The sequence below is a fragment of the Sulfurimonas sp. NWX79 genome (assembly GCF_039667035.1).
GTDB classification, from domain to species: Bacteria; Campylobacterota; Campylobacteria; order Campylobacterales; family Sulfurimonadaceae; genus Sulfurimonas; species Sulfurimonas indica.
In genome coordinates this window covers 12,580-24,648 of the sequence record NZ_JALCZL010000001.1, presented here as the reverse complement: position 1 = coordinate 24,648, position 12,069 = coordinate 12,580, and the positions used below count along the sequence as shown (strand labels likewise).

The following is a 12,069-nucleotide window of genomic DNA, read 5'->3' as shown; positions in this document are numbered from 1 at the left end:
CATGTAATTTTATTTTGGAGTTACAAACTTGTGGAGATTTGATAAGAGTATTTTATCACAATTTGACTTTCTTTCCATCATTCTTATCATTCCTCTCATCATTATGTCCAATTGGCTCATAGGAGAAGCGGTCCCTGCTCTGGCAGAGAAACAGATAGCCTATGTCGGTGTAGCGTTTTTAGCCTTTATAGCCGTGTTTTTTCTCCCTATTCGACGTATGAGCTGGCTTATTCCTTTTATCTACTGGGGAAACATCCTGCTACTTTTGGCAGTTGAGTTTTTTGGACACTCACGTCTTGGAGCACAGCGCTGGATAGACATCCCTTTTATCAATGCAACGATTCAGCCTTCAGAGTTCGTAAAACCGGCACTTATCTTGATGCTGGCATACCTCATCAACAAAAATCCTCCACCAATTGGCGGCTATAGGATCAAAGACTTTTTAAAGATCAGTTTTTATATTTTACTGCCTTTTATTCTCATCGCAAAAGAGCCTGATTTGGGAACTGCTCTTGTACTCTTACTTATCGGTTACGGTGTTTTGTTTTTTGTCGGCATCTACTGGAAAATAGTAGCAACTATTGTCGCTTCCATTTTGCTCATCTCTCCACTTGTTTACAAATACGGCCTACATGATTATCAAAAGACACGTATCAAAGACTTTTTAAGTGAAAAACCCTCTTACCACGTTCAGCAATCCATCATCGCTATCGGCTCAGGAGGATGGACTGGAAAAGACAAAGAAAATGCCACGCAGACACAAATGAAATTCCTTCCAATTGCGACAAGTGACTTTATCTTTGCCTTTGTAGTTGAGCGTACAGGATTTTTAGGGGCACTTGGGCTGATTCTTATCTATGTGATGCTTATCTTACATCTTTTAAGTCTTGCAGTCTTTAACAAAGACTACTACATCAAGGTAGTAACGGTATCTATCTCTTTTATGATTTTCATATATATGGGAGTCAATATCTCAATGACCATAGGCTACGCACCCGTTGTAGGAGTCCCTCTACCGATGTTTAGCTATGGAGGAAGTAGTTTTTTAAACTTTATGATTTTGTTTGCGATTATGCAAAACCTTATCACCTTTCGCTATAAAGATCTGTATGATAAAAGTGGTACGAAAAGTTTCTTGTAGAAGTGGTGCCGACACGAGGATTTGAACCCCGGGCCTGCTGATTACAAATCAGCTGCTCTAGCCAACTGAGCTATGTCGGCAAATATCTGCTTTTTATAATATATCTAAAGGGAGAAATTTTATGTCTGGTGGAGAAGGAGGGATTCGAACCCTCGGTACAGTTACCCATACGCATCCTTAGCAGGGATGTGGTTTCAGCCACTCACCCACTTCTCCATTTGCAGGTCAGAATTATATTGATATAATTCTGATATATCGCTTAAAGTTCTTGGAGTATTTTCTCTACTACTTCTGCAGGATTATGAGCCTGATAGATTGGACGCCCAACTACGATAAAATCAACTCTCTGCTCTTTTGCAAATGCAACATCAGCAACACGTTTTTGATCCCCTGCATCTTCACCAAAAGGACGAATTCCTGGAGTGAGTGTCATAAAACGCTCATCTGTGATGTTTTTGATTGAGAGTGATTCAAAAGCAGAACAAACAACACCGTCAAGTCCACTCTCTTGTGCATCTTTTGCAAACTGATCTGCTTTACTTGCAATGTCCTTTTCATAGACAGCACGAAACTCATCTTCGCTAAATGAAGTAAGTGCCGTTACCGCTAAAACGATAGGACGGTTTTCATACTTCTGCAGTCGCTGCATGACCGTACTCATAGCACGACGCCCTGCACTTGCATGAACATTGAACATATCAACACCGAGTCCCATTATCGACTCTGCAGCATCAGCCATAGTATTTGGGATATCATAAAGTTTGAGGTCTAAAAAGATTTTAAAATCAGGATTGATTGCTTTGATGGCTTTTAAAAACGCTTCACCGTCACGAATGTAAGAACGAAGTCCGACTTTTAGCCAAACATTATAGTTTTTGATTTTTTCGATTAAAGCGAGATTCTCTTCTTGTGTTGGGAGGTCAAGGGCTACACATAATTCCATAAATACTCTTTGTTGTTTATTTATGGAATTATAGCATTTTTGTTTTGGTTAAGCCTTATTTTGACTTAACCATATTTTCGATTTTCTCAACTACTGATGGGTCCTCAAGTGTTGAGATGTCTTGCGTGATTGCCTCACCTTTTGCAATTGAACGCAAGATACGACGCATAATTTTTCCTGAACGTGTTTTTGGAAGTCCCGGAGCAAATACAATATCATCACAAAGTGCAATATTTCCTATCTCTTTTTTGATAACATTGTTGATAGCTTTTACCTCTTCTACCTCATCAGCTATACCATCATCAGATTTTAAAACGATGTAAGCAAAAATACCCTCACCTTTGATATCATGTGGTTTACCAACTACGGCAACCTCAGCTACATTTGGATGTTTTTTGATGGCCGCTTCAATTTCAGCAGTACCCATTCTATGTCCACTTACATTGATAACATCATCTGTACGTCCCGTGATTGTGATGTAACCATCTTCATCATAAACAGCGCCGTCACCTGTAAAGTAAACCGGTTTGCCATCTTTTTTCACATCACCGAAGTATGATTTTACAAAACGCTCCGCGTCGCCCCAAACACCACGAATCATTGATGGCCAAGGACGTGTTACACACATATAACCAGTCTCACCTGCTTCTACTCTCTCACCTGTTGCAGGGTCCAAGATCTCAGCCATAATTCCCGGAAGTGGGAATGTTGCACATGCAGGTTTAATTGGAGTAGCACCTGGCAGTGGTGATACTATATGCCCGCCAGTTTCAGTCTGCCAATATGTATCAACGATAGCACATTTACTTGCACCAACTTCCTCATAGTACCATTTCCATGCCGGTGGATCGATCGGCTCACCAACAGTTCCAAGGACTTTCAAGCTGCTAAGGTCATACTTCTTCGGCTCATCTTCACCCATTTTATGCAGAACTCTGATGGCAGTAGGCGCTGTATAGAACTGATTGATCTTATACTCTTCAACCATTTTCCAAGGACGTCCGGCATCTGGGTATGTTGGAACCCCTTCAAACATTACCGTTGTAGCACCCATTGCAAGTGGACCATAAACGATGTATGTATGTCCCGTAATCCAACCAATATCAGCTGTACACCAGTAAGTGTCATTCTCTTTTACATCAAATACCCACTCCATAGTCATCTGTGCCCAAAGGATATATCCTGCAGAGTTATGCTGAACACCTTTTGGTTTCCCTGTTGAACCTGATGTATAGAGTAAGAAAAGTGGATCTTCACTATCCATCACTTCTGACTCACAATGAACATCCTGAGTCTCAATGAGTTCATTATAAGAGTAGTCACGTCCTGCAACCCACTCAATATCTTCACCGTTTCTCTCAACAACAAGTACTTTTTCAACCGTTGTATCACCTTCTAGTGCAGTATCAACAACAGGTTTTAGCATATATGGTTTGTCTTTTCTATATGCACCATCTGCCGTAAGAACTACTTTTGCCTCCGCATCTTCGATTCTATCACGAAGTGCCTCCGCTGAGAATCCACCAAATACGATAGAGTGGATAGCACCGATTCTTGCACACGCAAGCATTGCATACGCAGCTTCAGGAATCATCGGCATATAGATAACAACTCTGTCACCTTTTTTTACACCAAATTCTTTCTTTAAAAGGTTTGCAAATCTGTTTACATTGTAGTAAAGCTCTAAATATGTAATGATTTGCTTATCACCTCTGTCACCCTCAAAGATAATCGCTGCTTTATTTTTACGCGTATCTAAATGACGGTCGATACACTGCGCAGCAACATTGAGTTTTCCACCTTCAAACCATTTTACAAACGGGAAATTAGACTCATCCATTACATTTGTAAATGGCTCAATCCAATCTAATTTTTCATTAGCATAGTGTCCCCAAAAACCTTCATAGTCCTCTGAAGCCCACTCTTGAAGGTCATTATACTCACACATATTTTTTATTCTTGCATTTTTTGCAAACTCTTTGTTTGGTTTATATACCGGTTTTGACATTACTATCTCTCCTGTGTTAATTTCAGATATATCATTGCTGTCATTATTGCATCATTAACAGCATTATGTGCTCCTATGTTTGGAATCCCACATTTTTTTAAGATTGTATCGAATCGTAAATCAATATTTCCTTGAGGAATTAGTGGCATCATTTTATCAAAGTAAATTTCAGAAACTTCTATAATCTCATTTGGTAATTGTATGCCCAAACTCTCTTTTATATATTTGTTTACCATCGCTACATCAAACTCTAAATAGTACCCTACCAATGTTCGTGAACCTATAAAGTGTAAAAATTTTTCAATTCCCTCCTTCGCATTAATTGCATTTTCTAAATCACATGGCCTTATATGATGTATCTCGATACTCTTAGAACTTATCTCTGCTGAATTTTTGAGATAAATTTCAAAAGTCTGTGACGTTAAAATCTTATTATCCTTAATCTTTACAGCCCCTATTGAGAGTATCTCATCTTTTTTTGGATCCAGTCCTGTTGTTTCTGTATCAAAGACAACATACTCTCCACTTGTGTCCTCCTCAAATAAAAATCGAAATCGCTCATCTTTTAGTTTTGCAAGGTTTCGTTTTTTTACAAAGTTTGAAAAAAGCTTTTTAAACATTAGACAACCATATTGAGATGAAAATGAAAGTTCATAAACTTTTTAAACTTATTGACCACTTTAAAACTGTCTTTGAGCAGATCTCTTTGATTTTTTGAGAGATTTTTCGGGTTGATGTAGTTCTCTTCTTCCAACTCTTTTGCCTCTAAAAGAGTAATAAGACGTATGGAAGATATCGTATCAAAGCTCTCAATCAACTCTTCTGCAAAATTTTTATCTATAATGCCTTTGTTGTTGAGTGCTTTGATACGCTCTACTGTATTTGTCTCATCTATTTCATACTGTAATGCAAGCACTCTTACACCATGAACTATGGCAAAAAGACCTCCTTTTTTTAGATCAAGTTTATTGTTATGCTCTTTTTCTAAAACAAAACCACTAAAGAGTGAAAGCGGTGTCTCAAAGTTTAAAACGGCCTTTGCTAAATGGGCCAATACATCCTCACGCTGAGAAAAATTCTCATAAAGATAATTTCGTAATGTTTGCAGATACGTTTCATCTCCGGCAACTGATTTTGCATCTAAGAAAATGCTCAGGTTTTGCAGCTCTTTTTCGTCCAAAGAGTTAGACCACTCTTCAATCTGGCCTTTAAAATCATGAAGGCTTTTTCTCCAAAACGGATTGCTAACCATGACATTACCCTTACACGTCGGAAAGCCTAACTCTAAAAGATAAGCATTTAACTGTTCCATCGGTGCAACAAAAAGCTCTTCATTCACATTATCATCAATAACAAGTGCATTGTCTTGGTCAGTTTTTATGGTTTGTTCTGCCCTGCCTTCACTTCCCATAACTATCAATGAACATTTCTCTAGCAACTCTTTTGATACACTCATCTCAAAGACTTTTTTATATATCTTTTCATTGAGTGCTGAGACAAGTTTTGTTATGTAGCGAACTTTAACACCTTTTGCACGGAGCATCACTATAAGATTTTTGATATCCTCACTAACAGATTTCAACTCATCTATGGATTTTGCTTTTTGGATTTGTACAGCTACTAGATGAGAATGACTTGCAAAGTAGCTAAGCAGGTCAAGTTGTTCTAAAACACCTATGATTTTTTCATCTTCTGTCACAACAAGACGTTTGATCCCTTTGTGTGTCATAATCAAAAGTGCATTAAATAAAAAGTCACTACTCTCAATCGTGATGATTTTATTGCTTGCAATTTTTATGATTTTCTCGTCCGTAGACAAACTCTCAAGAAGAACTTTCTCACGCAGATCTGTATCTGTTACTATGTAGTACTCGTCTTCTTCTTGGACAATTATAACTTTTGCTTGCAGTTTTGTTTGTTCTTGCAGGGCTTCATATATAGAGACATCAGCATCTACAATGCAGGCTTTATGAAGAAAAATTTCTGAAACCTTTGCCATAAGAAACGGTGTTAAGTCACTCTGACTATCAAACTCTTTGAGATGTTTATGACGTGAGATGAAGTCTTGTAGAAAATAACTTTGAATCTTTTTGTTCTGCATCAAATCAAGAAAATCTTCTTTCTTAATCTCATAACAAATCAAATCTTCATCAACAACAAATCTACTTTCAGTTTTACCGTAGATAAGAGCATCTGCATCAAAACTATCACCATGGGAATAGACATTATGCAGCTGTTCATCGATGTATTCATGAACCGTACCTTTTATAACAATATAAAAGGCAATCGATTCAATATCTTTGGAGATCAAAAGAGTATCTTTTGTATAGTAAGCAATATCTATCTTCTTCATCAAAGCATCAAGCTCACGTGAGCTTAACTGCCCAAATGGATGAATAGAAGCTATCAGCTCTCTTTGGTCTAAAATACTCATTTCCTACTCCATCTTTTTATAAGTTCTTAATGCTCACTTGCACCCTCAGCACCAATACCTGTTTGACTTCTAATGTATTGTGCCTCAAATTTTTCTCTCTCCTCTTTTGCATTCTCAGAGTTATCTGTAATACTCAAGAAGTAAATCGCTATAAATGATACCGTTACAGAGAAAAGTGCCGGATATTTATATGGGAAAATTGCTTCTGCATTTCCTAAGATTTGAACCCATACAATAGGACCTAATATAACAAGGATAACAGCTGTTGCAAGTCCAAGACTTCCACCAATTACAGCACCACGCGTTGTAAGTTTTTTCCAGTACATTGAAAGAAGCAGTACTGGGAAGTTTGCAGATGCTGCAATAGCAAAAGCAAGACCAACAACGAAAGCAATATTTTGTTTCTCAAATGCAATACCCATAATGATAGCAACGATTCCAAGACCAACTGTAGCTATTTTACTTACTCGCATCTCTTTAAGACCATCAACTTGACCTTTTTTAAATACTGAAGCATAAAGGTCATGACTGATTGCAGAAGCACCTGCAAGTGTCAGACCAGATACAACTGCTAAAATTGTAGCAAATGCAACTGCTGAAATAAATCCTAAGAAGAAGTCACCACCAACTGCGTGAGAGAGGTGAATCGCTGCCATATTGTTTCCACCTAAGATTGGAAAACCTCCACTAACTGCTTGCTTTGCAAGATCTAAATAGTGTGGATTTTTATAAACCATAACGATAGCACCAAAACCGATGATAAATGTCAAAATATAAAAATACCCGATAAATCCAGTTGCAAAAAATACTGATTTACGAGCCTCTTTTGCATCACTTACAGTAAAAAATCTCATCAAAATATGTGGCAGACCAGCTGTACCAAACATCAGTGCAACTGCCAGTGAAATAGCTGAAACCGGATCACTTACCAATCCACCAGGATTCATGATCTCTACACCTTTAAGTTCTGTTGCGTGAGCAAAGAGTGAACCAAAACTAAAGTCATAATGTGCCATAACAGCTATCGCCATAAATGTCGCACCTGAAAGGAGTAAAAACGCCTTGATAATCTGTACCCATGTAGTAGCTAGCATACCACCAAATGTTACATATAAAATCATCAACACACCAACTAAGATGACCGCTACTTCATACTGTAGACCAAAGAGAAGTTGAATAAGTTTACCAGACCCAACCATCTGTGCGATAAGATATAAAATTACAGTAGCAATAGAACCAGATGCCGCTAAAGTACGAATAGGCGTTTGACGCAGTCGATATGAAGCAACATCAGCAAACGTATATTTTCCTAAATTTCTTAAAGGCTCAGCGATAATGAAAAGAATAATTGGCCAACCAACCAAGAAACCAATAGAGTAGATAAGCCCATCATATCCTTTTAAATATACAAGTCCGGAAATACCCAAGAATGACGCCGCAGACATATAGTCACCCGCGATTGCCATACCATTTTGAAAACCTGTAATTCCTCCACCTGCTGTGTAGAAGTCCTTAGCACTCTTTGTACGTTTTGCTGCCCAGTATGTAATACCTAAAGTCGCCCCTACAAAGATAATGAACATTACAATTGCAGGAATGTTAAGCGCTTGTTTTTGTATCTCACCTTCGATCGTTCCAGATGCAAAAACAGCAATAGAACCCAGTATTAAAAATAAAAATACTCTGTTAAACATCTAATTATCCTTTATCGATTCTTTAATTTTGTTTGCCAAGTCGTCAAACTCACCGTTTGCTCTTTTTGTATAGATGCCTGTTAAAATAAAAGCAAATGCTATAACAGCCATACCAATTGGAATACCAATAGTAGTAACCGAACCCTCAGAGAGTGGAACAGCCAATGCAGACGGGTTAAATGCGATAGTTAATATGAATGCAAAATAAACTACCAGCATTGCAATTGTAAGTTTTATAGAAAAACTTGTTCTTTTAGAAACCAACTCCTGATAATCAGGATTGGCCTTAATTTTTTCAACAATATCTTTTTCCATTTTCTTCTCCTTTTAGAAGTTATAATTTGCGATAAATCTGTACTCATTCCAGCCTAAATCTCCGCTTGTACTTTCATAAAACTTTCTAGGAAAGTTTCCACGAAAACGAAGCTGCAGTTTGTTTTTTAGTGCTTTAGGATAGTACTTGATATCAAAACCTGGTTCAGTCGCTGTTCTAGCTATACCATAACCACTATTTTTATCCATACCAAATGATGTATAATATGCTGCTGCTGAAAGATTTACACCAAGATTTTTAAATGAGTAAACTGCAGCAACTTTTGTTGCTTTTGTTCCCGCTAAAAATTGATGACGTGTCACCATACCTTGTGTATATGCTGGCATACCACCAAATTGAGAAATGATTGCATTTTTATATTGATTATTTACTATATCTGTATCACTATTCTCACTTGTTTGTGAATAGGCTATATAAGCAGCAAATCCTGCATATTTTGCTCCAAACTTAGCAGCCCAATATAGAGAATCTATCTCCCCATTATCACTCTCTGCTAAATTTTTCATATATTTAGCACCAACACTATTTTGTTTAATTATTTGTGCCTGTAAAAATGGATGAATATCACTATTTAATAAACAATCCCATGAAGTTCCAGCATCTGCATAAAGTGTATTATACATATCCCATGCATAATCATTAGATACCTTTACATGAAAATGTTTTGTAGTATATTTAACAAGAACATTTGTTACCCCATCGGTTTTTTTACCAACTGTAGCCATTCCTAAATTATAGTATTTTCCAGCTTCTATTTCTCCATTTGCTGGATAACCTGATGTTGTAGCCAACATAGCTTTTGCTGCATTTGTTCCTGTAAAACTATATACGTTTCTAAATGTACCATAAGCAATTCTATCAACATGTGCAATTTGTAATGTTGTATTTGTTATATCATGACTTACAAGTTTATATGCTCTAAATGTATTTGGAAGCATACGTGCATCATCAGAACCCATCATAGGTACATCATAACGTTGGTACCCAAGTTTTGCATCTGTTTTATAACCTAAATCCGCAAAACTGTACCCTATATAACCTTCTCCTAAAATAGAATATGATTCAAGTCCTGTACCTAACAGTGATGGATCTTGTACATCATATGGATTTAATCCTGTATCTTGTGTTGTATAAAAAGCAGCTGCCATATTAAAACCATTGAATTTAGCAGTTTCAAATTTCAAATGTCCCCCAAGCGCTGTTGTAGCTCTATGAGTATTAACTCCCAAACTACCTTGATATTTTCTATCAACATAGAACATACGGATTTGTCCACTAACTGTACCTTCACTAAACATTGAACTCAAATCATCTACAGACTCTGAACTTGCAGATACTTTTGCTGCATCTTTCCCATGTTGCAACTTGGTGTTTACACCATCGGTACCTGCACTTAAAGCTGTCACTGCCATTAATGACACTACACTAAATGCTATCTTTCTCATTTATAAACTCCTTATAGTGATGGAGCAATAATAAGATATAAATATAGCATGAATATAGCAATTGACTATTTTCGATGATAAATCATATCTTTTATACAGCAGTTGTGCAGAGTTGCAACAACTTTACGAGTATTTCTCTATCATATATCCCATACCACGTACATTAACTATGATATCTTCATGAAGGATTTTTTTGAGCCGGTTGACCTCTGCACGAATTGTGGCATTATCAACAAGATAATCATCCCAAACATATTCACTGAATTGTTCAAAGTTGACAACCATGCCTCTATTTCGAGCCAAAATATCTATGATTTGTGATTGACGTTTTGTCAAAGTCTGTGGCTCTTGCTTAAAAAGTAGTCTGTTGTGCTCTTGGTCATATGAATAATTTTTTGAAAGACGCAAATGCAGTTGTGGTGTGTCATCTGCAAGTTTTATTCTATCTATCTTTAAAGAGAGCTCTTTTAGATGAAAAGGTTTTTTCAGGTAATCATTACAGCCTAAATCATAGGCACGTGAGATATCTTCAATATCTACTAATGCACTGATATAAATTGTCGGTATATGAATTTTAAGCGTGTGAATCTTCTCTAATACACTCAGCCCATCAATCCCAGGTACATTGATATCTAAGACAAGCAAATCATAGGCATTTTTTTGTATCACATCAAAAGCCTGCATACCGTCAAAAAATGCATCTACAATATGACCATCAGATTCTAGATATTCTCTGATCGATTCATTGAGCATAACCTCATCTTCTAGTAAAAGTATCTTCATTATTCACCCATCATTTTAAATCTGTATGCAAATGTTGTTCTCTCTTCATTGGAGTCTAAAAGTATATCTATATCTTCTTCTTCACATATTTTTTGCACCAACTTGAGCCCAAGTCCAAAACCATCTCGCTCTTTGATAACATTTCCCTCTCTATAAAAAGGTTCAAATATCTTCTCTTGATTTTCAATGGCTTTTGATTTACTACCGACCGCAAACTCCACATTTGAACCGACACGTTTAAGTGTTACAAAAATCGTCTCTTTTGGCAATGTATATTTAATCGCATTTGTAAGCGTATTGTCCACTACTCTTTGTAGTTTGGTTTCATTAAAATAGATATGCGCATCCAAAACCTTTGTTGTATAATCAAAATGTAGCAAAGATTGTTCTGCAACCTCACTAAAGAACTCTATTCGACTCTGTATGTATTTTTCTAAATTTATTACGCTTTTTGGATACTCAAGCTGATCTTTTTTAACAAGATAGCTCAAATCATCATAAATACTAAATATATTCTTTACAGCAGCTTCTATCTTTGAGAGATGTTTATCTCTACCATGCTTCATCGTATGGAGCTCAATATTTGTCAAGATTACACTTAGAGGCGTGTTTGTTTCATGAACTGTGTAACGTAAAAACTCTTTTTGTGCTTTTAAAATCTCTTCTGAAAACTGTTTTTCTTTTCCTAAATTCTCGTTAATGATTTCTAAAGAACGAGTTTTTTCTTTTACTCTATCTTCTAGGTGTAGATTAAGCTCACGCAGGGAATGCTTTTGCTCGGCTATCGTTCTTACCATCTCATTTGCATACGTAACCATATATTTAAAATCTTGAAAAAATATCTCTTTGGGGTCTATCAGTTTCTCTTCATGAGCAGCTTTTTCAAAGAACTCTAAAAACTTCTCTATATCACTCTGTAAAATCATATTTAAAATTTTGTAAAACCCAAGAGCTATGGCAAAGATGATAAAAGAGAGTGTTACGATGGCAAGAACTGTTTTTATGAGAAGAGTTTTGAGCTTTTGTTTATTTTCTTTTATAAGCTCGGTATTTACTTTTCCATCAACCTGCATCATGACACTCTGGTGTAGTGCCAATTCATAATCTTTATACATCTCATTGACAAGCAAAGAGACAAAAATCAGACTAAAAATAAATATAACAATAATCGTTAAGATATTGGCTTTTTTTATCGTCATATTTCCAAAGAGTGAGTGCGTTTTCATAGGGTGATTATACTAAGATTTAAAAAATTTAACTATAATTTCACAAATTTAAAAAATAAAA

General features: G+C 36.4%; 10 protein-coding genes and 2 tRNA genes. 1 reads left to right on the top strand and 11 read right to left on the bottom strand.

Features of this window, described 5'->3' with window-relative positions; genetic code table 11:
* The first annotated feature begins 28 nt into the window (after positions 1-28).
* Positions 29-1,141: an FtsW/RodA/SpoVE family cell cycle protein gene (locus MNY27_RS00125; protein ID WP_152183473.1), complete on the top strand. Its 1,113-nt coding sequence runs from the start codon at positions 29-31 to the stop codon at positions 1,139-1,141.
* A gap of 3 nt (positions 1,142-1,144) precedes the next feature.
* On the opposite strand, the gene MNY27_RS00120 is transcribed toward MNY27_RS00125, so the two are convergent.
* The 11 genes from MNY27_RS00120 to MNY27_RS00070 form a co-directional block, all read right to left on the bottom strand.
* Positions 1,145-1,221, bottom strand: a tRNA-Thr gene (locus tag MNY27_RS00120).
* 46 nt (positions 1,222-1,267) lie between these two features.
* Positions 1,268-1,357: transfer RNA gene (locus MNY27_RS00115), tRNA-Ser, on the bottom strand.
* Between the two features lie 43 nt (positions 1,358-1,400).
* Complete coding sequence (gene pyrF / locus MNY27_RS00110; RefSeq protein WP_152183472.1) at positions 1,401-2,084, bottom strand: orotidine-5'-phosphate decarboxylase; 684 nt, start codon at positions 2,082-2,084, stop codon at positions 1,401-1,403.
* A gap of 55 nt (positions 2,085-2,139) precedes the next feature.
* Positions 2,140-4,092: an acetate--CoA ligase gene (acs, locus tag MNY27_RS00105; protein WP_346391710.1), complete on the bottom strand. Its 1,953-nt coding sequence runs from the start codon at positions 4,090-4,092 to the stop codon at positions 2,140-2,142.
* A 2-nt stretch (positions 4,093-4,094) separates the two neighbouring features.
* Positions 4,095-4,712: a 3'-5' exonuclease gene (locus tag MNY27_RS00100; RefSeq protein WP_152183470.1), complete on the bottom strand. Its 618-nt coding sequence runs from the start codon at positions 4,710-4,712 to the stop codon at positions 4,095-4,097.
* Positions 4,712-6,526, bottom strand: a complete 1,815-nt coding sequence (locus MNY27_RS00095) for a putative nucleotidyltransferase substrate binding domain-containing protein (protein ID WP_152183469.1) — start codon at positions 6,524-6,526, stop codon at positions 4,712-4,714. The genes MNY27_RS00100 and MNY27_RS00095 overlap by 1 nt, the downstream gene beginning before the upstream one ends.
* Before the next feature lie 26 nt (positions 6,527-6,552).
* The gene (locus MNY27_RS00090; RefSeq protein ID WP_152183468.1) at positions 6,553-8,220 is read right to left on the bottom strand and encodes a cation acetate symporter; all 1,668 of its coding nucleotides are present in this window, start codon (positions 8,218-8,220) and stop codon (positions 6,553-6,555) included.
* Positions 8,221-8,535, bottom strand: coding sequence for a DUF485 domain-containing protein (locus tag MNY27_RS00085; RefSeq protein WP_152183467.1), 315 nt, complete (start codon positions 8,533-8,535; stop codon positions 8,221-8,223).
* A gap of 12 nt (positions 8,536-8,547) precedes the next feature.
* On the bottom strand, positions 8,548-9,999 hold the full coding sequence (locus tag MNY27_RS00080; RefSeq protein WP_346391709.1) for an OprD family outer membrane porin: 1,452 nt from the start codon (positions 9,997-9,999) through the stop codon (positions 8,548-8,550).
* Between the two features lie 123 nt (positions 10,000-10,122).
* On the bottom strand, positions 10,123-10,782 hold the full coding sequence (locus MNY27_RS00075; protein ID WP_152183466.1) for a response regulator transcription factor: 660 nt from the start codon (positions 10,780-10,782) through the stop codon (positions 10,123-10,125).
* Positions 10,782-12,008 (bottom strand): HAMP domain-containing sensor histidine kinase, encoded by a 1,227-nt coding sequence (locus MNY27_RS00070; RefSeq protein WP_152183465.1) that lies wholly within the window; start codon positions 12,006-12,008, stop codon positions 10,782-10,784. Before MNY27_RS00070 ends, MNY27_RS00075 begins: the two co-directional genes overlap by 1 nt.
* Positions 12,009-12,069: the final 61 nt, after the last annotated feature.

Coding starts and splice junctions, on each gene's coding strand:
- pyrF (WP_152183472.1), bottom strand. CDS start 2,084: ATGGAATTATGTGTAGCCCTTGACCTCCCAACACAAGAAGAGAATCTC.
- MNY27_RS00070 (WP_152183465.1), bottom strand. CDS start 12,008: ATGAAAACGCACTCACTCTTTGGAAATATGACGATAAAAAAAGCCAAT.
- MNY27_RS00085 (WP_152183467.1), bottom strand. CDS start 8,535: ATGGAAAAAGATATTGTTGAAAAAATTAAGGCCAATCCTGATTATCAG.
- MNY27_RS00100 (WP_152183470.1), bottom strand. CDS start 4,712: ATGTTTAAAAAGCTTTTTTCAAACTTTGTAAAAAAACGAAACCTTGCA.
- MNY27_RS00095 (WP_152183469.1), bottom strand. CDS start 6,526: ATGAGTATTTTAGACCAAAGAGAGCTGATAGCTTCTATTCATCCATTT.
- acs (WP_346391710.1), bottom strand. CDS start 4,092: ATGTCAAAACCGGTATATAAACCAAACAAAGAGTTTGCAAAAAATGCA.
- MNY27_RS00090 (WP_152183468.1), bottom strand. CDS start 8,220: ATGTTTAACAGAGTATTTTTATTTTTAATACTGGGTTCTATTGCTGTT.
- MNY27_RS00075 (WP_152183466.1), bottom strand. CDS start 10,782: ATGAAGATACTTTTACTAGAAGATGAGGTTATGCTCAATGAATCGATC.
- MNY27_RS00080 (WP_346391709.1), bottom strand. CDS start 9,999: ATGAGAAAGATAGCATTTAGTGTAGTGTCATTAATGGCAGTGACAGCT.